Here is a 23,867-nt window from a genome sequence, read left to right on the forward strand (position 1 = left end):
GCGCATCCAAGGCCCCGCTCCCGCTTCGGCACGAGCGGGGCCTTTGCATAACCACGAGGAACACACGATGAAAACCAATCAGAGCTGGGGCGGCCGCTTTGCCGAAGGCCCCAGAGAAGCCGTGGCCCGCTATACGGATTCCCAGACCTACGACCGGGCGCTCTACGCCCAGGACATCCGCGCTTCCCAGGCCCACGCCCGCATGCTGGGCCGTCAGGGCGTCATCACGCCCGAGGAGGCCCGGATTCTGGCGGAGGGACTGGACAAGGTGCGCGCGGAGATCGAATCCGGCGCTTTTGCCTGGAAGCCGGAGCTGGAAGATGTGCACATGAACATCGAAGCCCGGCTGACCGAACTGACCGGCGACGTGGGCAAAAAGCTGCATACCGGCCGCAGCCGCAATGATCAGGTGGGTCTGAGTTTCCGCCTCTTTGTGGCGGACAGGCTGGAGGTCTGGCGGCAACGCGCCGCCGGGCTCTGCGCCGTGCTGGTCAAGCGCGCGGCCGAACATCGGGAGGACATCCTGCCTGGCTGCACCCATTTGCAGCCCGCCCAGCCCGTGAGCCTGGCCCACCACCTGCTGGCCTACGCCTGGATGTTCCGGCGCGACGCCCTGCGCCTGGGGGACAGCCTCAAACGGGTACGCGTCTCTCCGCTGGGCGCGGCGGCCCTGGCCGGAACCACCTATCCGCTGGACCCGCAAAGCGTGGCCGGAGAGGTGGGCTTTCCCGAGATTTACGGCAATTCCATGGACGCCGTGTCCGACCGGGATTTCGTTCTGGAAGCCCTGTTCGACGGCTCCGCGATTATGATGCACCTCTCCCGCCTCTGTGAGGAGATTATTCTCTGGGCCAATCCGGCCTTCGGCTTTGTGAAGCTGCCCGACGGCTACGCCACGGGCTCCTCCATCATGCCGCAGAAAAAAAATCCGGACGTGGCCGAACTGATGCGCGGCAAGACCGGCCGGGTTTACGGCGCGCTCACAGGCCTGCTCACAACCATGAAGGGCCTGCCCCTGGCCTACAACCGCGACATGCAGGAAGACAAGGAAGGCTTTCTGGACGCGGACCGCACGGTGGAATCCTCCCTGCGGCTCATGGCGGGCATGCTGGAAGAGCTGACCTTCCGTACAGAGCGCATGCGCGAAGCCTGCAAGGCGGGCTTCCTCAACGCCACGGAACTGGCCGATTATCTGGTGGGCAAGGGTCTGCCCTTCCGCGAGGCCCATCACGTCACCGGCCAAGCCGTGGCCGCCGCCGAACGCGAGGGCAAGGGTCTGGAAGATCTCAGCTTGTCTGAATTGCAGGCGCTGGAGCCGCGCATCGACAGCGACGTTTACGCCGTGCTGGACTACGCGGCCGCCGTGCGACGGCGCGAAACGCCGGGCGGCACAGGCCCGCGCTCGGTGGCGCGCCAGTTGGAGCAGCTCGGCCAGTGGCTGGCGGATTGGGACAAGGCATGAGCGCCGCCCCCTCCGACCAGACCTGACCGGGCCTGACCGGATCGGGCTGGTCGCGGGAAAGCGGGGCATGACGATGCGGCAGCCCCGCAAGGCGGAAGCGCGCAAGCTGCGCGCTTCAGGCTGCTGACAAAGTCGGCAGCGCCGAAAATCAGAAGTAGGTCGCGGCTTTGCCGCGCCGTTAAGCGACTGATTTTCGTGCCTTACCGCCCGGTGCCTCTGCCGCCGTTGGCGGCGCAAACCGCGCGAAGCGGGGTTCGTCATCACGCGGGAGCGCGCCGCTTGCGCGCTTCCGGCACTTCCTTAATAATGGCGGCACAGCTACCCGTCCAACCAATGATGAGGAAAACGCCATGCCCGATCCCCGACAGCCGGAACTGACCCTGGACGCCCCCCCCGCCGCGCGCTGGCCGGAATGGGCGGAAGAGGCGCGCCTGGACGACGATCTGGCGGCCGCGGCCTATGAGGCCACGCCGCCCGCCTGCCGGGCCGCCCTGAAGACCGGCCTGGCCCTAGCCCACATGCATTTCGGCCAGAGCCCCGGTTGCCTGCGCGAGAGCCGGGGGGACCCCCATCTGGGCTTCTGGCGGCACACGGCCTCTTTTCCCGCGCCTTGGGCCGTACTGGCCTTTACGCCCGAATACGCGGCGGCGGCGCGGCTGACGGCGGCCTGCGTTCCCGCCCTTCTGGCCGACGTGCCGCTGGTGGGCGCGGTCTGCGTGGGCGGCGCGCCCCACCGCGCGGCACTGGTCAGTCTGGAGCTCAGCGGCGTGGAGGACATCTTCTGTCTGGATGAAACCGGCCTCTGCGCCCTGCTGGAAGAAAGCCAGCCCGGTCCGGGCCGTCTGGTTCTGCTGCACAAGGGCGAACTGGACAACGTGGCGCGCGCGGCCCGGGTGCTGGGCCTGCCCTGCTATGAGGAACGCCGCGCCCCGGCCCTGATTCTGCCCGAGCCCGACGCCTTTGATCTGGATATTCTGGCCTTCGCCCAGGGCGACGCCCTGGAGCAGGCCCTGGAACCCGCGCGACCGACCCTGCCCGCGGCCATCTACCTCAGGCCCGAGGCCGCGCGCGGCCACTGCAAGGCCCGCCGCCACGGCCCCTTCCGTTATGTGGGATCGCTGGCCCTTTCCCCCGGCTGCGAGGGTTTCTGGCTGCACGCCGGGCTGACGCCGGATTTTTTCACGGTTTCGCGCCTGGCGTTCGGGCCGCTCCGGAGCATTCCAAGCTGAACGCGCGGAATGCTCCGGCGGCGCAACCGTCGCTTGCGGCCCACAGCGTCCGCAACGGCTCTTCAGGCTTTCATGCCGCATTTGGACGTCTTGAGGAGATTGATTTTCTTCTTGACGTCGCCCTCGCCGATTTTCTTCACCCGATGCTGATTGGCGCCGGCGAGAGCAGCCGCATCCAGTTGTAAGGCCGCCAGACGGGCGGGCAAGCCCACGCGGGGCGAGGAATAGCGATTGGGATCTGCCAGATCGCTGTCCAGATATTTTTGCGTTGCGAGACAAAGACCTTTCTCGTCAATGACGAGAAAATACTGCACGCCGTTTTCCTCGACACTCTGAATGATCATGTCCGAGGTGCTTCCGAAACGCTTGATCATACTCTCTCCTTGGGTTGCGGGCCGGATACGGGGAGAGTATATACAAATTGAATTTCATTTTTAACAGCTCTTCAAAATGGCATGTCCTTTGCCTCACTTTACCGCTTCCTTGCCGCGGGAATAAAAAAAACGTACTCCTTATGGGACAACCGAGTCCCTTCTGCGGAAGAAGCACGGCACGAACCGGGAAAACAGCTCCGCCAGCGGAGAAGGATGACATGGCATGAACAGAATTAATCTCATCTGTCTCGGAGTCAGGGACATAAAAAAATCTTTGGCTTTCTATAAAAATATCGGTTTTCATACATATGAGAAAAAGGACAAACCCGCCGTTGTCTTTTTTGACAACCAGGGCACAAAACTCGAACTGTACCCCCTTGAGGAACTCGTCAGGGATATCGACGCGGAAAACCCGCCGCCTCTATCCTTGGACGGCTTCGGCGGCATCACTCTGGCCTGCAATCTGAAGTCCGAAGCGGAAGTTGATGCCTTCATGAAACGCGTGAAAGAACACGGCGGCGTGATCGCCAAGCAGCCGCAAAAAGTATTCTGGGGCGGCTACAGCGGCTATTTCCAAGACCCGGACGGCTATTACTGGGAAGTCGCCTACGGTCCGGCCTGGAAATTTGATGACAACAACATGCTGGTTATTGAAGAAGACCATTAAGCGCAACAGATTGCCATGACGGCGGACGCGGCTCGCGCGTTCGCGCGCGCCCGGTCTTGCGGGAGTTCTGAAAAAGCCGTACCACTCAGTAATAACGCCAGCCAGCCGGAGCCAGCCATGCCCCCAATCAGCGACATCCGCAACATCGGCATCATCGCCCACATCGACGCGGGCAAGACCACCCTGTCCGAACGCATGCTTTTCTACAGCCGTAAAATCCACCGCATGGGCGAGGTGCATGACGGCGCGGCCACCATGGACTACATGCCCGAGGAGCAGGAACGCGGCATCACCATCACCTCGGCCTGCACCTCCTGCCAGTGGCGGGAACAGACGATCAACCTCATCGACACGCCCGGCCATGTGGATTTCACCATTGAGGTGGAGCGCTCCCTGCGCGTGCTGGACGGGGCCGTGGGCGTGTTCTGCGCCGTGGGCGGGGTGGAGCCGCAGTCCGAAACGGTCTGGCGGCAGTCCGAGCATTTCGGGGTGCCCAAGATCGCCTTTGTGAACAAGATGGACCGGCTGGGCGCGGATTTCGAGGCAGCGCTGGAGGCCATGCGCCGCCGCCTCCAGGCCAACGCCGTGGCCGTGACTGCCCCCCTGGGCCAGGGCGAGGCCTTTTCCGGCGTGCTGGACCTGATCAGCGACGAAACCCTGACCTTTGACCCGGCGGATCAGGGCCGCACCGTGCTGCGCGTGCCTTTCAGCCCGCGCGAAGCCACCTTGGCCGCGCCCTGGCGCGAAACCCTGCTGGAAAAACTGGCTGAAGCCGACGACAAATTTCTGGAACTCTGGATGGATGGCTCCTTCAGCCGGGAAGACATCCGCGCCGCCCTGCGCCGGGCCACGCTTTCCCGCGCGCTGACGCCCGTGCTCTGCGGCTCGGCCCTGCGCAACATGGGCGTGCAGCCTGTGCTGGACGCGGTCTGCGACTACCTGCCCTCGCCTCTGGACGTGGCCGCGCCCGTGGGCCGCGACGCCGAAGGCCGGGAAGAAATGGTCGAACCGGACCCGGACGCGCCGCCCGTGGCCCTGGTCTTCAAGGTGCTGATGGAGAACGGGCGCAAACTCTCCTTTCTGCGCCTTTACGCCGGGCGGATCAAGGAAGGCGATTCCCTGCGCAACGTGGCGCAAAAGAGCGACGACCGCGTGGGCCGCATCTTCCGCCTGCACGCCGACCGCCGCGAACAGCTTGAATCGGCCTCGGCCGGAGAAATCGCGGCGGTGGTGGGCCTGCGTGCGGCCCATACCGGCGAAACCTACGCCGCGCGGGGCCGCGAAGTCATGCTGGAATCCATCGAGTCCTACGCGCCGGTGCTCACCCTGGCTCTGGAGCCGCGCAACGCCGACGAGGGCAAAACCCTGGACGAAGCCCTGGCCCGCTATGTGGAGGAAGACCCCACCATTCAGGTCAGCCTGGACGACGACTCGGGCACGCGCATGGTTTCCGGCATGGGAGAACTGCATCTGGACGTGTTGCTGGAGCGCATGCGCCGCGAATACGGCATCAGCCCGCGCGCCGGTCAGCCGCAAGTGGTGCTGCGCGAAACAGTGCGCAAAGAGGCTGAGGCCGAGGCCGTTTTTGACAGGGAGCTGGGCAAGGAGCGCCATCAGGGCGCCGTCTCCCTGCGCGTGGCCCCCCTGCCCCGGCACGCGGGCAATCAGGTGAGCGTGGGCGACTTCCTGCCCGCGGACCCGCAGGAAGCCCGCAAGCTTCTGCCCCCGGCCCTGCTCCAGGCCGCCCTGGACGGCGTGCGCGACGGCCTGCAAAGCGGCGAACTGACCGGCTGGCCGGTGGTGGACGTGGCCGTGACCCTGACCGATGTGGAGCGGCGCGAAGGCCTGACCACCGCGCCGGGCTGTCACATGGCCGCCGGGCAGGCCCTGCGCGAGGCCCTGTCCAAGGCCGCGCCCGTGGCTCTGGAACCCATTATGAAGGTGGAAATCAACGTGCCCGAGGACTTTCTGGGCCCGGCCATCAGCCTGTTCAATACCGCCGGCGGCAAGGTGGAAGACCTGGAGGACCACGCCGGGCGCAAGCTGTTGCGCGGCACGGCTCCTCTGCGCCGCCTGTTCGGCTTTTCCACCTCACTGCGCTCGGCCACGCAAGGCCGGGCCGGGCTGATGCTGGCCTTTGACCGCTTTGACCTGCCCTGAGGCCCCTATGCCCGCATCTCTGAAAAACAGCCTGCCCGCTCCCCGCGCCAAGAAAAGCTTGGGCCAGCACTTTCTGCGCCGGGAAGAGATCTGTACGCGCATCGCCTCCCTGCTGCTGCCCCGCCCTGAAGACCGCGTGCTGGAAATCGGCCCCGGCCCCGGCGCGCTGACCAGAGCGCTGGAGGACGGGCCGCATGCCTGCCTGCTGCTGTTGGAAAAAGACCGCCACTGGGCGGCGGAGCGGCAACGTCTGGCCGGGCCGCGCACCCAGGCCGTGCTGACGGACGCCCTGCGCTTTGACTGGCGGCGCGTGGGCCCGCAGCGCCCCTGGAAAATCATCGGCAACCTGCCCTATAACGTGGCCTCGCCCCTGATCTGGGACATTGTGTCCCGGGCCCGGGGCCTGAACCGGGCCGTGTTCATGGTCCAGAAGGAAGTGGGACAGCGTCTGGCCGCCGCGCCCGGCAACGGCCATTACGGCGCGCTCTCGGTCTGGGTGCAGAGCTACACCCGGCCACGCCTGGAATTTGTGGTGGGACCCGGCGCGTTCAGCCCGCCGCCCAAGGTGGATTCCGCCGTGCTGTCCTTTGAGCCGCTGCCGCCCGAGGCTCTGCCCGCCCGCCCCGAAGCCCTGTCCCGTCTGCTGCGGATCTGTTTTCAGCAGCGCCGCAAACAGCTGGGCGGCATCTTCCGCCGCGCGGGCCTGCCGGAGCTGGAAACGGCCCTGGAGCGGACGGGACTGGCCCCCAATCTGCGGCCCGAAGCTCTGGGCAAGGACGATTTTCAGCGTCTTGCCGCTTTTTTGCCGCCGAATCTTGACAATCCGGGCCAAAAGAGGTTGAGTTAAGCCCGCTATCATAATGGTATTGCGCGGTGGTTTTACACTACGGACTTGGGGAGTCCGGCGCGTGATATCTCTTGGCAAATCTTCAGGAGGATATGCTGATGACTAAAGCTGATCTGGTTGAAAAAATCGCCGCCAAGGCCAATCTGACCAAGGCCGCCGCCGAACGCGCCCTCAACGCTTTTCTGGCTTCCGTGGAAGACTCGCTGAGCAAGGAAGCCAAACTGACCCTCACCGGCTTCGGCACCTTCGCCGTGGAAAGCCGCAACGCCCGCCAGGGCCGCAATCCGCGCACCGGCGCCACCCTGACCATCCCCGCCTGCAAGATGGTCAAGTTCCGTCCCGGCAAAATGCTTAAAGACGCCCTGAACTAGGGCAGAACAACTTTGGGAAGTCACATTCGCAAAGTTTGATGTGCGCTTGCTTCCGTGCGTGCTTTGCTGCCCGTGTCCGCAAGGTCCGGGGCTTGTCTGACAGGGGCGGGCTTCGCGTCCTTCGAGCGGCAAGAGCGCAAAAGCATTGTATTTACGTTTTGCTCTTGTCCCGGGCAAGGTACGGTCGCCCGGAACAAGATTGCCTTTGAAAAGCAATTCCTTTCAAAGGTTCATTCAGCCGGGGAACACGAATATTGTTGCTGCCGGTTTCCTCATGTTTTTTGCGACCGGGGACAGCCCTTCAAGCTGTCTCCGGTCGTTTCGCTGTATTCACGCCGTTTCGCGTTCCTAAGACAGCCTCTCAGAAGCATATCCATCCGGCGGTGCGAGTTGCGGACACCGACAGCAACAATGCGGCGCGTTACACGGTGCGCGGCATTGGAGCCTCCCGAAGTTGAAACGCTCCAACGCGGATGCTGCGTTGCCCTACGGGTCAGGCGTTCACGGCAACTCCCTGCGCCCACGGTTGTCCGAGCTTTTTATGATGGAAAGGCTCTCGGACGACGTGTTGAAGTCTGTTCAATTGCAGAAAACGGCATGGCCCGCCGCCAAAGGAAAAACATGCTTTTCCGGATCATAGCGCTTGCTTTTTTCTCAAGCGCGCGCTATATACATCTTTCATATTTTGCAGCGTCGCGCTTTTTGAAGCCCGGCCTGCCCGCCGAAGGGGGTGATGTTCTTGCCCGGAGTTTTTCTCAACGACGACGATTATAACTTTGACATCGCTTTGCGCCGTTTCAAAAAGCAGGTGGAGAAGGCCGGCATTCTTTCTGAAATGAAGAAACGCCAGCACTATGAAAAGCCCAGCGTCATGCGCAAAAAGAAGAAGGCCGCTGCCCGTAAGCGGCTGATGAAGAAAATCAGAAAAATGAACATGGCCTAGGCCCACTCCCGCAACGCGTCTTTCCGCGCGTTGCGCGGCGCGGTTCTGTCATCCCCAGGCCGTTCACGTATTCCGGACAGACACTGCGGGAAATCCCAATGGGGTTTCCCGCAGTTTCCGCTTCTTTTCCACCCTTCCACCCCGCCACTGCCATGAGCTTATTTGAACAAATCGAAAAAGAATACATCCAGGCCTACAAAGCCAAGGACGCCGTGCGCCTGACCGTGTTGCGGCTGCTGAAAACCGCGGTCAAAAACAGACTGGTGGACCTCCGGCGGCCCGGCGGCAGCCTTTCCGACGAGGAAATGCTGGACGTCATCATCAAGGAAGGCAAGCAGCGCCAGGATTCCATTGAACAGTACAGAGCGGCCAATCGGGCCGATCTGGCCGACAAGGAAGCCGCAGAACTGAAAATTTTGCAGGAATATCTGCCCAAGGCGCTCAGCCCGGAAGAACTGACAGCGGTAATCGAAACCACCGTGGCCGAGCTCCAGGCCGCCGGCCCCAAGGACATGGGCCGGGTCATCTCGGCCATCATGGGTTCCTACAAGGGGCGGGTGGACGGCAAGGCTCTCTCTGAGGCGGTCAAGCAACGCCTTGCGCAATAGAGCAATCTTAAAGTTAAACTGCTCTGGCGGCAGCGAGAGCATCCGCCAGCCACGAAAGCGAAGCGCATTTTCCGCACCGGCAAGCGCCGAAGCGGACGGCTTCAAATGTTAAGGATCTACATTCTTAACGTTATTCTGCTCTAGAGGTACGGGATTTTGCCATTTGACGAGCCCTGCCGCAAAGCGCTCCCTCGGCCGCGCCTTTCCCTGTTTTTCAGGGGATTGACGCAAAAGCGGCGATTTGTTCTTCCCGCAAGGAAAACACGCTCGTCACGGAGGGAGCCCCTTTGACAGCACTCGCTTCAGCCGTTGTGACGAAGGAGCTTTAGCCGCAGTCGAACTTGTGAGGCGTGCGGATAAAGACAGCATGGACGATGCGGCCGGATGGCAAAAGAACTTTTTTGAGGCAGCTCCAATGATCCACAATCGCACCCTCCACGCCCTCGAATTCGGTAAGATCACGGAACATCTGGCCGGGCTCTGCTGCTCGGGCGTGGGACGAGAAGCCGCTCTGACCGTCGCCCCCCTGCCGGACGGCGAAGCCGTGACCCTGGCCGCCCGCCTCTATGAGGAGGCCGCCGTCTGGGCCGCCCGGCCCGTGGGCGACGGCGGCAAGGGCTTCAGCCTGACGGCCTTTCCCGATGTGGGCGGCCTGCTGCGCGCCGCGGAACGCCCGCAGTCCCGGCCCGACGCCGACGCCTTCTGGGCTCTGCGCGAAGTGCTGCGCCTGGCCCAAAGCGCCCATACGGCCATCGACACGCCCGACGCTCCCCGCCACTGGCCGCATCTGCTCGAACTGGCCCAGGCCGCCCCTCTGCCCGTGCAGCTCACGGCGGCCCTGAACCGCTGCATTTCCGACGACGGCCTGATCAGGGACGAAAGCTCGCCGGAGCTGTACCGCCTGCGCGGCGAACTGCGCCGCCTGCACCAGAGCTGCATGCGCAAGGTCAAAGATTTCGCCCTGCAATACAATATGCTGCCCTATTTACAGGACGAGTTCATGACCTTGTCCTCGGACCGCTACGTGCTGCCACTCAAGGCCAATTTCAAGGGCCGCATGCAGGGCATCATCCACGACTGGTCCCAGACCGGCGAAACCTGCTATTTCGAGCCCATGTTCCTGGTGGAGATCAACAACCGCCTTCAGGAACTCAAGCACGAGGAGCGCGAGGAAGAGCAGAAGGTGCTGGCCTATCTGCGCGATTTGCTCAACGCCGAACTGCCCGGAGCCTGGGCCGCCCTGGACCTGCTGTCCCAACTGGACGTACTGCAGGCCAAGCGCCGTCTGGCCGACCTTTTTGACGGCCGCTGCATCAGCCTCTCCCCGGTGGAGGAAGGCATCAGCCTGCTGGAGGCCCGTCATCCGCTGCTGGCCCTGGCCCGGAGCAGGAACGCGGACGCGGAGCAAGGCGCGGCCAGGGCCGCCCGGCGGCCCGAGGGCGCAAGCGCCTCCATCCCGCCGGTCCGTCCTCTGGACATTCTGCTGCGTCCCGGCGAACGGGCGCTGGTCATCACCGGCGGCAACGCGGGCGGCAAGACCGTCTGCCTGAAAACCCTGGGCCTCATGGTGGCCATGACCCTCAGCGGCCTGCCCGTTCCGGCGGGCAAGGGTTCGCATCTGCCCTGGTTCAGCCGCATGGACGCCTTTATCGGCGACGAGCAGAGTCTGGACGACAATGTTTCCACGTTCACGGCCCAGATCGACCATCTGGCCAAGGCCTGGAAGCATCTGGACCAGCACGGCCTGGTGCTGCTGGACGAATTCGGCGCGGGTACGGATCCGGCTCAGGGCGCGGCCTTGGCTCAGGCGGTCCTTGACGAATTGCTGGACAAACATACCTTTGTACTGGCGGCAACGCATTTTCCGGCACTCAAGTCCTACGCCCTGACCCGCGAAGGGGCCAGAGCGGCGTCCATGTTGTTTGATCCGGCCACCAAAAAGCCGCTGTTCAAGCTGGCCTATGATCAGGTGGGGGCCAGCCAGGCCTTGGACGTGGCGCGGGAGCACGGCCTGCCCGAAGCCATTGTGCGCCGGGCCGAGCACTATCTGTTGCAGGACGGTCAGGACGCCACAGCTCTGTTGGGTCGCCTCAACGATCTGGCCGCCAAACGCGAAGAAGAACTGACCACGCTGCGCGCGGAACAGGAAAAGGCCCGCCATGCCGCGCAGCAGAGCCGTGAACGCCTGGAAAAGGAACGCCTGCGCCTGCATGAGGAAGTGCGCGGCAAGGCCGCTGAACTGATGCGGGCCTGGAAGGAAGGCCGGGCCACGTCCAAACAGGCGCTGAAGGAAATGTCCCGTCTGCGCGCCTCCCTGGCTCCGGCGGCGGAACCGGAGGAACAGTCCGTGCTGCCCCGGCCGCAACAGTTTGCGCCGGGCCAGAGCGTGCTGCACAGCGTTTTCAACAAGCGCGGCGTGATCACGGACGTGGACGAACGCCGGGGCCGTGTGCGGCTGGACATGAACGGCGTGAACCTCTGGGCCGAGATGAAGGATCTGCGCGAAAGCGGCGGCAAGCCCGCCCAGCCCGTAGCGCCGCGCGCCGCCGTGAAGCGCGGCGACGACATTGCCTCCCTGCGGCTGGATTTGCGCGGCATGCGCGCGGACCAGGCGCTGGCCGAGGTGGAGCGCTTTCTGGACAAGGCCTTGCTGGCCGGTTTTTCAGAGGTGGAAATCGTGCACGGGCGCGGCACGGGCGCGTTGCGCCGCGAGGTCCACGAATTTCTGCGCGGCTTTCCGGCCGTGGATCAGTTCACGCTGGCCCCGGAAGATCGCGGCGGCGATGGCATGACTATTGTGACGTTTCGTTAGTCGGCACGCGGCGGCCCCTTTGTCGAGGGCCGCATCAACGTCGTTTTATATCCCGGCCGTGGACGGGAAAAGTCCACTCCCCCCCGACCAAGCCGTTTCCTTGCCCGCGAACAGAAAAAATCTTGCAGACGCGCAAGGGAACAAATCGAGTTGTCAGAGCAAACAGGGGCCGTTGCCGCATGCAATCCAAAGACGCCATCCGCGCCATCAAAGAGCGCCTGAACATTGTGGACCTCGTGCGCCGCTATGTGGAGCTCAAGCGCAACGGCCCGCGCTGGGTGGCGCCCTGCCCCTTCCATCAGGAGACCAAGCCCTCCTTTTCCGTCAATGAGGAACAGGGCATGTTTTACTGCTTCGGCTGCCACGCTTCCGGGGACATCTTTGATTTCTACGGCCGGATCAACGGCCTGGATTTCAAGGAAAGCCTGGAACAGCTGGCCGCCGAGGCGGGCATCACCATTGAACGCGGGCGCGGCAACGTCGGCAACCAGGGCGAGGAGCGGGAACGCCGCTCCAGCCGCCAGCAGATGCTGCGCATGTACGAACTGGCCGCCGGGCATTTCAGCGCGGCCCTGCAAAGCCCGGAAGCCGCCGAATGCCGGGAGTATATCGAACGGCGCGGCCTGAGCGAAGATATTGTGCGGCGCTTCGGCCTGGGCTGGGCGCGGCGTGAGTGGCAATCCCTGGCCGACGCCCTGCGTCGCGCGGGTTTTGACGCCCGCCTGGCCGTGGAGGCGGGCCTGCTGGGCCAGTCCGGCAACGGCCGGGCCTATGACCGCTTCCGGGGGCGGCTGATCTTTCCCATCAAGAGCCTGTCCAACCAGATCATCGCCTTCGGCGGGCGGATCATCGCCGGAGAGGACGAGGCCAAGTACATCAACAGCTCGGACACCCCCCTGTACAAGAAAGGCGAGCATCTCTACGGCCTGGCCCAGGCAAGGCGCGGCATCACCACCAAGGGCCGCGCCCTGCTCACCGAGGGCTACATGGACGTGCTCACCCTGCACCAGTTCGGCTACGACAACGCCGTGGGCGTGCTGGGCACGGCGCTGACCCCGGAGCAGATCAAGCGTCTTTCGGGTTTCGCCTCCCAGATGGTGCTGCTTTTCGACGGGGACCGCGCCGGGCGCAAGGCCGCCCTGCGCTCCTGCGAAATGCTGCTTACGCGCGGTCTGGCCTGCAACGTGGTGCTGATGCCCGAAGGAGAAGACATCGACAGCCTGCTGCGCGGTGCCGGACCCGAGGCCTTTGAGGATTTGCAGGCCAAGGCGCCGGACGGCCTGCGCTTCTGCGTGGATGTGCTCAAGGCCCTGGCCCCGCGCGAAACCGTGGAATGGGCGCGCAACTTTCTGCGCCAGGTGGAATTGCCGGAACTGGTCAGCCCCTATGTATCGCGGCTGGCCGGGCATCTGCAACTTTCGGAAAACGAGCTGCGCCAGGGCCTGGCCGCCTGGCACAGCCAGAAACAGCAGGACAGCCGGGGCCGCGCCCCGGAGCAGACGGCCAAACCCAGCCTCGCCCGGCAGAACATGCGCGACCGCCAGATCATGATGTACGCAGTGCGCTATCCCGAACGCCTGGACGACCTCCGCGCTCTGGGCGCGGATCTGGCCATCCAGTCGCCTATCGCCCGGCGGCTCTGGGACAAGATTGAGGAACTGGGGGAAGAAAGCTCCTACCATCTGGATCAACGCGAAAAAAACTTCTGGAACCACTGCCGGGGAGCTGAGGCCGCGCCCCGCGACAGCGGCGACAACGAACTGGAATTTTTGCGCCGCGACCTGGACGCTTATTACGCCTCGGCGCAAAAATCATCTGTTTCCGCAGCCTTACGCGAGAATACCGGCACAGGTGACTTTGCGGCTGATTTGGATTATCTTCGCGCACTGCAGGAAACCTTGGAGAAAGGGCATGAGTAATCTTAAAGATATCCAGCAAATACAATCGCTTATTGCCAAGGGCAAAGGCACCGGCTTTCTGACCTTTGAAGAGGTCAACAAAGCTCTGCCCGTGGAAATGAGCACGCCCGAGCAGTTTGAAGAAATTATCGGCATTTTTGAGCAGCTGGAAATCGTCATTGTGGATTCCGAGAAGGACGGCAAAAAAATTTCCGCCACTGCCGCCGAAAACGACGACGAGGTGTCCGAAGGCGCGCTGGATCTGGCCGAAGACGAGGAATCAGCCGACTACTCCTCCCGCAGCACCGACCCCGTGCGCATGTATCTGCGCGAAATGGGCGCCGTGCCCCTGCTGGACCGCGACGGCGAAGTGGTCATCGCCAAAAAGATCGAAATGGGCGAACAGGACGTGCTCTACGCCCTGGTGGAAGTGCCCGTGGCCGTGGAAGAACTCATCAATGTGGGCGAGGATCTGCGCCAGAACCGCATCAAGCTCAAGGATGTGGTTAAAACCATTGAAGAGGACGACCCCAGCGAAGATGAAATGAACCAGCGCTCGCGGGTCATCCTGCTGCTGGACGAAATCAAGCAGGTCTTCAAGAAAAAACGCAAGATCTACAGGAAGCTGGACGACTGTTGCACCTTGGAACGGCGGGTCACGGCCACCCAGAAGGAAATCATCGGCTTCAAAGAGGAAATCGTCACCCGCCTGCGCGACATCAAGCTGGAAAAGACCCTCATTGATCGGATCATCGAAACGGTGGAGGATTACGTGCGGCAGATGCACAACTGCCAGCGCGATCTCTCGGCCTATATCCTGTCCACGGGCCGCACCCAGGCGGAAATCCAGGCCATGTTCGACGGTCTGGAAAAACGCGAGGTCAACCCCGCCGAAGCGGCCCGCGATCTCAAGCTCAGCGTGGACGAGCTCTTTTCCTTCAAGGAAATGATCATCGGCAAGATCGAAATCCTCAAGCGCCTCCAGGAAAAATGCTGCCACAACGTGGGCGACCTGGAAGAAGTGCTCTGGCGCATCAAGCGCGGCAATACCGCCGCCATGCGCGCCAAGCAGGAGCTGATCCGCTCCAACCTGCGTCTGGTGGTTTCCATTGCCAAAAAATACACCAACCGCGGCCTGCAATTCCTGGACCTGATCCAGGAGGGCAACATCGGCCTGATGAAAGCCGTGGACAAATTCGAGTACCAGCGCGGCTACAAGTTCTCCACCTACGCCACATGGTGGATCCGTCAGGCCATCACCCGGGCCATCGCGGACCAGGCCCGCACCATCCGTATTCCCGTGCACATGATCGAAACCATCAACAAGCTGATCCGCACTTCGCGCTATCTGGTGCAGGAGCTGGGGCGCGATCCCACGCCCGAGGAAATCGCCGAGCGCATGGAATACCCGGTGGAAAAGGTCAAGAAAGTGCTCAAGATCGCCAAGGAACCCATCTCACTGGAAACGCCCATTGGCGATGAGGAAGACTCCAGCCTGGGCGATTTCATTGAGGACAAGAAGGCCGTGGCCCCGGCCGAGGAAGTCATCAACACCAAGCTTTCCGAGCAGTTGGCCGCCGTGCTGGCCGACCTGACCCCGCGCGAGGAGCAGGTGCTGCGCAAGCGCTTCGGCATTGCTGAAAAAAGCGATCACACCCTTGAGGAAGTGGGCAAGCTCTTTAACGTGACGCGCGAACGCATTCGCCAGATCGAGGCCAAGGCGTTGCGCAAGCTGCGGCATCCGGTAAGGAGTCAGCCGCTACGTTCCTACTACGAAAACTGACGGCATTTGATTCTTTTTGCCGCTGGCTGTGTTAGGCGGCGCGGCCCGGCTTGGTTACGTAGACAGCTACGCGCCCGCGCCGGGCCGCTTGCCTGCCGTGCCAGCGACAAAAATTTCTCGAATGCCATTTGTCTTAGTTAAGACGGCACAGGAAAATAACATGGCTGCGTGTACGGCAATCTTCACCAACAGCAAATGGTCTCGTCAGACGGCGAAAGCCGCTCTGCTCATTTTGTTCTGCTGTCTGCTGCCTGCGGCGGTTCGGGCGGAGCAAGAGCCCCTGCCCCAGCCCGAGGGCGTGGTGGCCCGCTGTTTTGACGGCGACACGCTCAAGCTCACGGACCGGCGCGTGGTGCGTCTGGCGGGCATCGACACGCCGGAAACGGGCCGGGACAACAGCAAGCCCCAGTATTACGCCCGCGAAGCCCGGCAGGAACTGGACGCCCTGGCCAAGGGGCAAAAAGTCTGCCTGTTCGCGGCCGGGGTCAAGAGCAAGGACCGCTACGGCCGCATCGTGGCCGACGTGCGCCTGGAAGACGGCCGTTCCCTGAGCGACCTGATGATCGAGCGTGGCGCGGCTTTTTACTATCCGCACCAAGACCAGAATCCGCATCTGCAGGAGCGTCTGCGCGCCCTGCAGGAACAGGCTATCAACGAACGGCGCGGCCTTTGGGCCTATCTGCTCTCCCTGCCGCTGGCCCACCTGAACTACACGGGCAACCGCGATTCCCTGCGCTTCTTCCCGGCGGACTGTCCGGACGCCCAGCACATCAAACCCCGTAACCGGGTCTATTTCGGCACCCTGATGGACGCCTTTCTGGCCGGTTACGCCCCGGCCCGGGTCTGCCAGTTCTGGCCCGCGCAGCCATGAGCGCCGCCGTCCCTTCCGCCGCTCTCCTCGGGCAAGAGCAGGCTCTGGTCATCTTTTCCGGCGGGCAGGATTCCGCCACCTGCCTGGCCTGGGCGCTGAGCCGCTTCCAGCGCGTTCTGACCCTCGGCTTTGACTACGGCCAGCGCCACAGCGTGGAACTGACCTGCCGCCAGCGCCTGCGCGCGGGCCTGGCCGGGCTTGATCCGCTCTGGGCTTCCCGTCTGGGACCGGATACTTTGCTGGATGTGGATATTTTCCGCCAGCTGGCCGACACGGCCCTGACTTCCGACACGCCCATCGCCGCCGACGGGCCGGGCGGTCTGCCCACCACCTTTGTGCCGGGCCGCAACCTGCTGTTCATCCTGCACGCCGCCGTCTGGGCCTATGCCAAGGATATCCGCCATCTGGTACTGGGCGTCTGCCAGAGCGATTTTTCCGGCTATCCGGACTGCCGCGACGACAGCGTCAAGGCCATGCAGGTGGCGCTCAATCTGGGCATGGACAGCCGCTTTGTCCTGCACACGCCGTTGATGTGGCTGAGCAAGCGTGGAGCCTGGGAACTGGCCGAAGAACTGGGCGGCCCGGCCCTGGTGGACCTGATTCTGGAGGAGAGCCATACCTGCTACGCGGGCGAACGCGGGCAGCGCCACGAGTGGGGCTACGGCTGCGGCCTCTGCCCGGCCTGCCGCCTGCGCGCCGCCGGGTACGCGGCGTACCGGGAAGCGCGGCAAACGGACAGCAACGGCGCGCCCCATACCGGGCCGGACCACACGGAGGCCTGATGTCCAGAAAACAACTCGGCGCGGCTCAGGGCATTGAAGCGGCCTGCATTCTCTTTCAGCTCAACAGCAAAACAGCCGACATTCTGCGTCTGGCCGAAAACGCCGGGCTGCCTTCCGTTTTCATCCACGGCTCGGAGCGGACCCGGCTTTGCGCCGAATGGCGGGCCTTTGTCCATGCCGCGGTCACGGCCGGACTCATGCAGCACGCCCCCAACAGCGTGCTGGTGGGCTATCTGCGGCAGACCGGCCACCTGTTGCGCGCGGCGGAAGCGGACGCGCCGGACGGCCGCGTCGCTCCAGAGGCCCCACCGGCCCAGGCCGACTTTGTGGACGGTCCTTTTGCCTCCTACATGGCATTGCTGGGGCACGGCGAACAGGCCGGTTGCCCGCCCCTCTTCTGCCGACGCCTGGCCGACGCCGCACCTGAACTTGCCCCGCAACTGGCGCAAGACATGCGCGTCCAGGCGCGTCTGGCCGCTGTGATGGCGCTGGTGGTCAGCGCCGTGTGGGACAAGCTGGAGGAATTCGAAATTCTGGCGGACTAGGTTCAGTCATCATTAAACCGCCGACCGCGCAAAGCTGCATTTTTTCAGGCAGCAAGGCGCAAAGCAAGAATGGGCTGAAGCTGTATTGGCATACTGCAAGGTCAATTTCTGCTTTGCAACGCCGCTGTATGGGAAAAGGCTGCTTTGCAGCAGGCGGATTATGAGGGCTGAGCCTAGGCCTGACGCTTGGCGGCGGGGCTTTGCCGTACGGCAAGCCCCACTCAACTCATTCGACAAATCCTACCCTTCCGTGCTTCCCCTCCGCCGCAGCTTCCTGATGCCCCTGACCAGGGGTGATTCCCGGTGAAAAGCCAGCAGGGGCAGCACGGCCCCGATGACCAGAGCGCACATGATGAAAAAGGCGGTCAGGCCGTTGTAGACAATATCCACCAGCAGTTCCTGGCGCAGGGACATGGCCGTTGCGCCCAGAAACTGCATGGTGGCCAATATGGTCTTGTAGGCGAACATGCCCGGAATCATGGGCAGCAGCGCGGGAAAGGCGAACATCTCCGCCGGGATATGCCAGCGCCGGGCACAGGGCATGCTGCACAGCGAAATCAGCAAAGCCGCGCAGAGCGAGGCGCTGGCAATGCCCACGCCTTCCCGCAGCAACGCAAAGCGACTCATATGCCCCACGGCGGCGAGCACCCCGGCCATGAGCAGAACCTTTTTGGGCGGATTGGAAATGACGGCGAATCCCATGGCCGCCACCGCCGCGAAAAAACCGTCGGCGGCTATTGCCGTCAGAAGAATCACAGCGAACTCACCCCCAGCAGGGCCATGGTCAGGGCCAGACCGAGAGCGATGCAGACGATCAGAATGCTGGCCTGCACGGCCCGGGAGAAACCCATCAGCACATGCCCGTCCATAATGTCCAGCATGGCGTTGATCAGTGGAATGCCGGGAATCAGAAAGAGCACACTGGCCGCCAGGCCGGTCTGCGGCGTTGAGCCCCAGTGAAAGAGCACGCCCGGCGCGGCCAGCAGGGAAGCGCCGAAGGCGCAGCAAAAAAACACGATCTTGCCGTCCACCCGCCAGCGCACCAGAAGCTGGCGCAGATAGAAACCCGCCAGGGTGGCCGCGAACACCAGAGCCATGGCCGTGGCGTCGCCCTCAAACAAACGGCAGAAGGCGGCATTGGCGCAGGCCACCATGAGACGCACACAGGCCGGATGGTAGGACTGCCCGCTCAGAATGGCGTTGAGACGCCTCCGTGCTTCCTCCAGGCTCAGGCGCTCATCCACAATGCTCCAGCCCAACGCGTTCAGACTCGCCACTTTCCGGAAATCCGGCGCTCCGGCCTTGATGGACCCCACCGACGTGCGGCGTTCCCGCCCGTCCGCCGAGGTGACAGAGAGCATCAGGTGTTTGGGAAAGACCGCCAGATCCACCGCAAAGCCGAAGGCCCCGGCAATGCGCGCGGCGTTACGGTCCACGCGCGCGGTCTGCGCGCCCAAGCCCAGCAAGGCGGCGCAGAAGGTCCGCAGAAAATCATTGACCTCTCCCGCGCCGGGGGCCTGGTTCGTTGCGAGCCGTCCGCCGGAACTGCAATGGGGCGCATGGGAAAGCGCGGCCTTGGCCGCGCTTTGCTGGAAAGATTCGGACATGGCGGATCCGTTACGCGGGGCTTTCGCCATCCTGGAACACCCAGTGCAGAATCCGCTTGTGCACGCGCAAACGGTACTCGGACTGGCGCACCAGTTGGGATGCCGGGCTGGAAAGCACCTTCTGGTCCACGGGAATGGCCTCCACCGGCGAAGCGCTAAGTAGAAGGCGCGCCTCAGGATCGGCCTTGCCCATCAGTTCGGCGTCGAGCCGCCAAGGACCGATATCTTCAGTGCTCATGCCGCCCCGGCAACCGGCAAAGACGAAATTGGCGCCTTTCACCGCCTCTTCGGGCGTATCCACAAACGTCACCGGGGTTTGCAGGCGGTCCACCATGGCCTGAAGCGGGGCCGGGTCCAGATGCGGGGGCAGGGCCACACGCAGGCTGAAGGGGAACCAGGCCGTGGCCTCAATGATCGAATGAAGCGTGCCGTTGGCGCAGCCCAGCCAGCCGGCGGTGACGCCCTGCAGATAGCGCGACGACCGCAGCATGCAGGCGATGTCGGCCAGGGCATGGGCCGGATGCGCATCCGGGCTGCCCGCGTTGATCACCGGAAAATTCACGTTGGCGGCACGCATGTCCCAAGTGCTCACCGGCAGGCCGTAGGCGTACAGGCAGTCCATATAATAACCGAAAATCGGCATCAGATGTTCCTGATACTCGTTGAGCTCCACGCGCCACGCGCCTTGCTGCTCGCCCTCGTACACCGTGAAGCCGCCCATCTGGCGCACGGCCGCCGTCACGCAGAGCCGTTCGGGCAGGGAATGTTGAGCAAAAATCAGCACCGCCACCCGTTCGGTCATGAAGTCGGTGCGCAATTTGGCGTCCGGGATGCCGATGGCCTGCTGCACCAGCAGCCAGCAGGCGCTTTCGCCCAGATCCTTGATGGTCAATACATGTCTTGGCATTGTTTCCTCCCGTAACGGGCCGGCACGGGCGGTATGCCGCGGCCGAATACATTTGAACTGTAACAAGGCGTTCCGGCCCTGTCCAGAAGGCCGGAGGGGCCAAACACCGCAAAGCCGGAACGGCCCCGGATGCGGGCTTGGGTTTATAACGGTTTTCAGCTATACTGTGATGGTAAGTCTACGAGCGGATTCCGCCGCTCCGGAGCGGACATATGAAGGCTTTCATTTTTGATCTGGACGGCACTCTGCTGGACACCCTTGAAGACATCGGCCGGGCCTGCAACGCGGTTCTGGCCTCCCACGGCCATCCCGCCCATCCTCTGGCGGCCTACCGCCGCATGGTGGGCAACGGCTTCGGCCGTCTGGTGCGCAGCGCGCTGCCCCCGGCGGCGTTGCGCGATCTCGCGCCCGAGGCGCTCGACGCGCTGGTGGACGAGGCCCGTCTCTGGTACGGGCAACATATGCGCGAGCGCACCCGCCCGTATGACGGCATGCCCGAGGCTTTGGCGGAACTGGCCCGGCGCGGCCTGACGCTTGCCGTACTCTCCAATAAACCCGATGATCTCACGCGGACGCTGGTCAGCCATTATTTCCCGCAAATCCCCTTTGCCGACGTGCGCGGCGGGCGGTCCGGAACCCCGCTCAAGCCCGATCCCGCAGCCCCCAGGGCCATGCTGGCCAAACTGGGCCTGGAGGCCGGGCAGTGTTTTTACGTGGGCGACAGTGACGTGGACATGCTCACGGCGCGCAATGCGGGCATGGTTTCCGTGGGCGTGGCCTGGGGATTTCGCGGCCTGGAGGAAGTGCGCGCCGCGGGCGCGCGGCATCTGGTAACCACACCGGCGCAATTGCCGGAATTGATATGACATTGGTATAAGGAAACCACATGGAACGGCCTATTATTGAAATCGACGAAGCAAAATGCAACGGCTGCGGTCAATGCGTGCTGGACTGCGCCGAGGGCGCGCTGGCTGTCATTGACGGCAAGGCCCGGCTAATCAGCGAAGTATTCTGCGACGGCCTGGGCGCCTGTCTGAACTGCCCACAGGGCGCGCTGACCCTGACCACACGCGAGGCTCCGGAATTTGACGAAAAAGCGGCTCTGGCGGCCAAGGCCCGGCGCGAATCCCCGGACGGCGCGGAGCGAGCCGCGCAACCGCGCCCGGCGGGCGGCTGCCCCGGCAGCGCGGCGCGCAGCCTGCGCCCTCTGGCCGGGCCCGCCGCCGCAGCCACGGACGCAGCATTGCGGGTGGAACTGCCCACCTGGCCCATCCAGTTGCGGCTGGTGCCGCCGCAGGCTCCCTTTCTGAACGGCGCGCACCTGTTGTTGGCCGCCCATTGCGCGGGCTTCGCCCTGCCCCGTCTGCACCGGGACTGGCTGGCGGGCCGTGTGCCGCTCATCGCCTGTCCCAAACTGGAAGACAATGCGCTGCTGCTGGAAAAACTGACTGCCATCCTGCGCGGCGGGCGTATTGCCGGGCTTACGGTGCTTCGTATGAGCGTGCCCTGTTGTGGCGGGCTGGATCGCCTGGCCCGCGAGGCCCTGGACAAGGCCGGGTGCGACCTGCCTCTGGAAAGCCATGTGGCGTGTCTGGGCTGAAGTCGCCCAAGACCTCGCGCTGTTGGAAAACTTTTTGGTATGCCTTGACAAAACATAGCTAATAACTATGATTTAAACACGGTTCGACACAGCCGCGTGATACAGTTGAGATAAGCAGGCTTTGCACTTTCGCAAGGCTTTGTAAAGGATTTTGGCCATGCCCATCAAGATTCCCGCCGATCTCCCGGCCCGCACCGCCCTGGAGGGCGAAAACATTTTCGTGATGACCGAGGACCGTGCCCGGCAGCAGGACATCCGCCCTCTGGAGATTGTGATCGTCAACCTGATGCCCACCAAGATCGCCACGGAAACCCAATTGCTGCGCCTGCTGGGCAATTCGCCCATCCAGGTCAACATCACTCTGCTGCGCACGGCGGCGCATGAATCCAAAAACACGCCGTTGCGCCATCTGGAGCGTTTTTACAAAACTTTCGCCGAAATCCGCCACCGCAGCTTCGACGGCATGATCGTCACCGGCGCGCCGGTGGAGCATCTGCCTTTCGAGGATGTGGACTACTGGCGGGAACTGCTGGAAATCATGGCTTACGCCCAGGGGCATGTCTACTCCACTCTCTATCTCTGCTGGGCGGCCCAGGCGGCCCTGTACCATTTCTACGGGGTGCCCAAGTACATCCTTCCGGCCAAGATCTCGGGCATATTCTGCCATGAGGTGCTCCACCCGGAATGCCGCCTGTTCCGGGGCTTTGACGACGAATTTCTGGCCCCTCACTCACGCCACACCGAAGTGCGCGCCGAGGACGTGCTCAAGGTGCCCAATCTGCGCGTTCTGGCGCAGTCCGGCGAGGCCGGGCTGGCCCTGGCGGAGAGCCTGGATCACAGCCAGGTGTTCATGACCGGCCACCTGGAATACGACCGGGGCACGCTGGACGCCGAATACCGTCGCGATCTGGGCAAAGGACTGGACCCCGCGATGCCCAGGCACTATTACCCCGGCGACAATCCCTCGGCCATGCCGCTGATGACCTGGAGGGCGCATGCCCACCTGTTCTACAGCAACTGGCTCAATTATTACGTTTATCAGGAAACCCCCTTCAGCCTCACGGCCATTTCCCGGCGCCGCGAGACACGGGAGGAATAACCGGCCGGGCTCCTGACCGGCGCAACGAGGTGCTGCATATGCGTTTTTCCACCAGAACCCGCTACGGTTTGCGTTTTTTGCTGCGACTGGCGGCCCAGCCCAAGGACAGCCTGTTGCAACTGGGCCAGGTGGCCCGCGAGGAAAACATCTCCTCGGGTTATCTGGAGCAGATTGTCCGGGCCCTGAAGCCTCTGGGCATCTTGCGCGCCGTACGAGGCTCGGGTGGGGGCTACGCTCTGGCCAAAGCTCCGTCCGAAATCAATATGGAAGACGTCTTTTTGCATTTGGAGGGTGAAATCGCGCCGGTGCGCTGCCTGACCAAGGGGCGGCGTTGCCAGCGGGAGAGCCAGTGTTCCACGCGCGGCTTCTGGAAAGAACTGGACAGCCATATCCGTGGATTTTTACAGCGGCACACCCTTCAGGAAATCATAGAATCTGAGAAGCGTTCCGCTTCAGGAGGCAATTATGTGGAATTATAGCGAAGCCGTGCATGATCATTTCCTGCACCCGCACAACGCCGGTCCGCTGGCCGACGCCAACGCCGTGGGCGAGGTGGGCAGCCTGGCCTGTGGCGACGCCCTCAAGCTCTATCTGAAAATCAACGATCAGGGCGTCATCGAAGACGCCGGTTTTGAAACCTTCGGCTGTGCCAGCGCCATCGCTTCCAGCTCCGTGCTCACGGACATGATCAAGGGCATGAAGGTGGACGACGCGCTCAAGCTGACCAACAAGGACATCGCCAACGCTCTGGGCGGCCTGCCCAAGCAGAAGATGCACTGCTCGGTCATGGGCCAGGAAGCCCTGGAGGCGGCCATCCGCCAGTGGAAGGGCGAACCGCCCGTGCCCCACGCCCACGAAGAAGGCAAGCTGGTCTGCAAATGCTTCGGCGTCACGGACGCCCAGATTATCCGCGCCATCCGCGAGAACAATCTGAAGACTGTGGAGGAAGTCACCAACTACACCAAGGCCGGCGGCGCGTGCGGCGAATGCCTGGATGAAATCTCCGAAATCCTCGCCGCCGAACTCAAACAGAAGCCGCTGACCGAGTTGAAGCCCAAACCGCGCATGACCAACGTGCAGCGCATGCAGCAGGTGCTCAAGACCATTGACGAGGAGATACGGCCCCAGCTCGCGGCCGACGGCGGCGACATCGAACTGGTGGATGTGGACGGCAAGCGGGTGACGGTTTCCCTGCGCGGGCGCTGTTCGCAGTGCCGCTCCAGCGAAGTGACCATCCGCAATCTGGTGGAACGCCTGCTGCGCGAGCATGTGGAACCCGACATTGTGGTGGAGGAGGCTTAA

Annotated in this window: 23 protein-coding genes; 19 read left to right on the forward strand and 4 right to left on the reverse strand. The window is 63.3% G+C overall.

The window, feature by feature from the left end:
- The first annotated feature begins 67 nt into the window (after positions 1–67).
- Positions 68–1,462: an argininosuccinate lyase gene (argH, locus tag FYJ44_RS00640; RefSeq protein WP_154508235.1), complete on the forward strand. Its 1,395-nt coding sequence runs from the start codon at positions 68–70 to the stop codon at positions 1,460–1,462.
- A gap of 350 nt (positions 1,463–1,812) precedes the next feature.
- On the forward strand, positions 1,813–2,691 hold the full coding sequence (locus FYJ44_RS00645) for a hypothetical protein (RefSeq protein WP_229772429.1): 879 nt from the start codon (positions 1,813–1,815) through the stop codon (positions 2,689–2,691).
- Positions 2,692–2,753: 62 nt separating this feature from the next.
- Here FYJ44_RS00645 and FYJ44_RS00650 read toward each other — a convergent pair whose 3' ends face one another.
- Positions 2,754–3,065, reverse strand: coding sequence for a hypothetical protein (locus tag FYJ44_RS00650; protein ID WP_154508236.1), 312 nt, complete (start codon positions 3,063–3,065; stop codon positions 2,754–2,756).
- 223 nt (positions 3,066–3,288) lie between these two features.
- Between FYJ44_RS00650 and FYJ44_RS00655 the strand changes: the two genes are divergently transcribed.
- The 12 genes from FYJ44_RS00655 to FYJ44_RS00710 all read left to right on the forward strand — a co-directional run bounded on the left by FYJ44_RS00655 (position 3,289) and on the right by FYJ44_RS00710 (position 17,352).
- Entirely contained in the window at positions 3,289–3,732 is a 444-nt protein-coding gene (locus FYJ44_RS00655) for a VOC family protein (RefSeq protein WP_154508237.1), read from the forward strand.
- Positions 3,733–3,849: 117 nt separating this feature from the next.
- A complete protein-coding gene (gene fusA / locus FYJ44_RS00660) occupies positions 3,850–5,892 on the forward strand; it encodes an elongation factor G (RefSeq protein WP_154508238.1) in 2,043 nt (680 codons plus the stop codon).
- Between the two features lie 7 nt (positions 5,893–5,899).
- Positions 5,900–6,739, forward strand: a complete 840-nt coding sequence (rsmA, locus tag FYJ44_RS00665) for a 16S rRNA (adenine(1518)-N(6)/adenine(1519)-N(6))-dimethyltransferase RsmA (RefSeq protein ID WP_154508239.1) — start codon at positions 5,900–5,902, stop codon at positions 6,737–6,739.
- A gap of 71 nt (positions 6,740–6,810) precedes the next feature.
- Complete coding sequence (locus FYJ44_RS00670) at positions 6,811–7,110, forward strand: HU family DNA-binding protein (RefSeq protein ID WP_268234056.1); 300 nt, start codon at positions 6,811–6,813, stop codon at positions 7,108–7,110.
- A 739-nt stretch (positions 7,111–7,849) separates the two neighbouring features.
- Positions 7,850–8,053 (forward strand): 30S ribosomal protein S21, encoded by a 204-nt coding sequence (gene rpsU, locus FYJ44_RS00675; RefSeq protein WP_009302365.1) that lies wholly within the window; start codon positions 7,850–7,852, stop codon positions 8,051–8,053.
- A gap of 152 nt (positions 8,054–8,205) precedes the next feature.
- Entirely contained in the window at positions 8,206–8,661 is a 456-nt protein-coding gene (locus FYJ44_RS00680) for a GatB/YqeY domain-containing protein (RefSeq protein ID WP_154508241.1), read from the forward strand.
- A 415-nt stretch (positions 8,662–9,076) separates the two neighbouring features.
- Positions 9,077–11,473, forward strand: coding sequence for an endonuclease MutS2 (locus tag FYJ44_RS00685; RefSeq protein WP_154508242.1), 2,397 nt, complete (start codon positions 9,077–9,079; stop codon positions 11,471–11,473).
- 179 nt (positions 11,474–11,652) lie between these two features.
- Positions 11,653–13,392 (forward strand): DNA primase, encoded by a 1,740-nt coding sequence (dnaG, locus tag FYJ44_RS00690; RefSeq protein WP_154508243.1) that lies wholly within the window; start codon positions 11,653–11,655, stop codon positions 13,390–13,392.
- The gene (gene rpoD / locus FYJ44_RS00695) at positions 13,385–15,154 is read left to right on the forward strand and encodes an RNA polymerase sigma factor RpoD (protein ID WP_154508244.1); all 1,770 of its coding nucleotides are present in this window, start codon (positions 13,385–13,387) and stop codon (positions 15,152–15,154) included. The genes dnaG and rpoD overlap by 8 nt, the downstream gene beginning before the upstream one ends.
- Before the next feature lie 160 nt (positions 15,155–15,314).
- The gene (locus FYJ44_RS00700) at positions 15,315–16,025 is read left to right on the forward strand and encodes a thermonuclease family protein (RefSeq protein WP_154508245.1); all 711 of its coding nucleotides are present in this window, start codon (positions 15,315–15,317) and stop codon (positions 16,023–16,025) included.
- A complete protein-coding gene (queC, locus tag FYJ44_RS00705; RefSeq protein WP_154508246.1) occupies positions 16,022–16,807 on the forward strand; it encodes a 7-cyano-7-deazaguanine synthase QueC in 786 nt (261 codons plus the stop codon). Before FYJ44_RS00700 ends, queC begins: the two co-directional genes overlap by 4 nt.
- On the forward strand, positions 16,807–17,352 hold the full coding sequence (locus FYJ44_RS00710; protein WP_154508247.1) for a serine/threonine protein kinase: 546 nt from the start codon (positions 16,807–16,809) through the stop codon (positions 17,350–17,352). The genes queC and FYJ44_RS00710 overlap by 1 nt, the downstream gene beginning before the upstream one ends.
- Before the next feature lie 240 nt (positions 17,353–17,592).
- Here the strand turns inward: FYJ44_RS00710 and FYJ44_RS00715 are convergent, their stop codons facing one another.
- From FYJ44_RS00715 to FYJ44_RS00725, 3 genes are read right to left on the reverse strand one after another with little or no spacing between them, the layout of a single operon-like run.
- Positions 17,593–18,108 (reverse strand): threonine/serine exporter family protein, encoded by a 516-nt coding sequence (locus FYJ44_RS00715; protein ID WP_288229975.1) that lies wholly within the window; start codon positions 18,106–18,108, stop codon positions 17,593–17,595.
- Positions 18,105–18,959 (reverse strand): threonine/serine exporter family protein, encoded by an 855-nt coding sequence (locus FYJ44_RS00720; RefSeq protein WP_154508248.1) that lies wholly within the window; start codon positions 18,957–18,959, stop codon positions 18,105–18,107. The genes FYJ44_RS00715 and FYJ44_RS00720 overlap by 4 nt, the downstream gene beginning before the upstream one ends.
- Before the next feature lie 10 nt (positions 18,960–18,969).
- Positions 18,970–19,866 carry a Rossmann-fold NAD(P)-binding domain-containing protein gene (locus FYJ44_RS00725; RefSeq protein ID WP_154508249.1) on the reverse strand — a complete coding sequence of 299 codons (897 nt, stop codon included), beginning with the start codon at positions 19,864–19,866 and terminating at the stop codon, positions 18,970–18,972.
- A gap of 212 nt (positions 19,867–20,078) precedes the next feature.
- On the opposite strand from FYJ44_RS00725, the gene FYJ44_RS00730 reads away from it, so the two are divergent.
- The 5 genes from FYJ44_RS00730 (at position 20,079) to nifU (ending at position 23,867) form a co-directional block, all read left to right on the forward strand.
- On the forward strand, positions 20,079–20,732 hold the full coding sequence (locus FYJ44_RS00730; RefSeq protein WP_154508250.1) for an HAD family hydrolase: 654 nt from the start codon (positions 20,079–20,081) through the stop codon (positions 20,730–20,732).
- 20 nt (positions 20,733–20,752) lie between these two features.
- The gene (locus tag FYJ44_RS00735) at positions 20,753–21,466 is read left to right on the forward strand and encodes an ATP-binding protein (protein ID WP_154508251.1); all 714 of its coding nucleotides are present in this window, start codon (positions 20,753–20,755) and stop codon (positions 21,464–21,466) included.
- Between the two features lie 157 nt (positions 21,467–21,623).
- Complete coding sequence (gene metA, locus FYJ44_RS00740) at positions 21,624–22,565, forward strand: homoserine O-acetyltransferase MetA (RefSeq protein WP_154508252.1); 942 nt, start codon at positions 21,624–21,626, stop codon at positions 22,563–22,565.
- A gap of 38 nt (positions 22,566–22,603) precedes the next feature.
- On the forward strand, positions 22,604–23,044 hold the full coding sequence (locus tag FYJ44_RS00745; RefSeq protein ID WP_154508253.1) for an RrF2 family transcriptional regulator: 441 nt from the start codon (positions 22,604–22,606) through the stop codon (positions 23,042–23,044).
- The gene (nifU, locus tag FYJ44_RS00750; protein WP_154508254.1) at positions 23,031–23,867 is read left to right on the forward strand and encodes a Fe-S cluster assembly protein NifU; all 837 of its coding nucleotides are present in this window, start codon (positions 23,031–23,033) and stop codon (positions 23,865–23,867) included. Before FYJ44_RS00745 ends, nifU begins: the two co-directional genes overlap by 14 nt.

Source organism: Desulfovibrio porci, assembly GCF_009696265.1.
GTDB classification, from domain to species: domain Bacteria; phylum Desulfobacterota; class Desulfovibrionia; order Desulfovibrionales; family Desulfovibrionaceae; genus Desulfovibrio; species Desulfovibrio porci.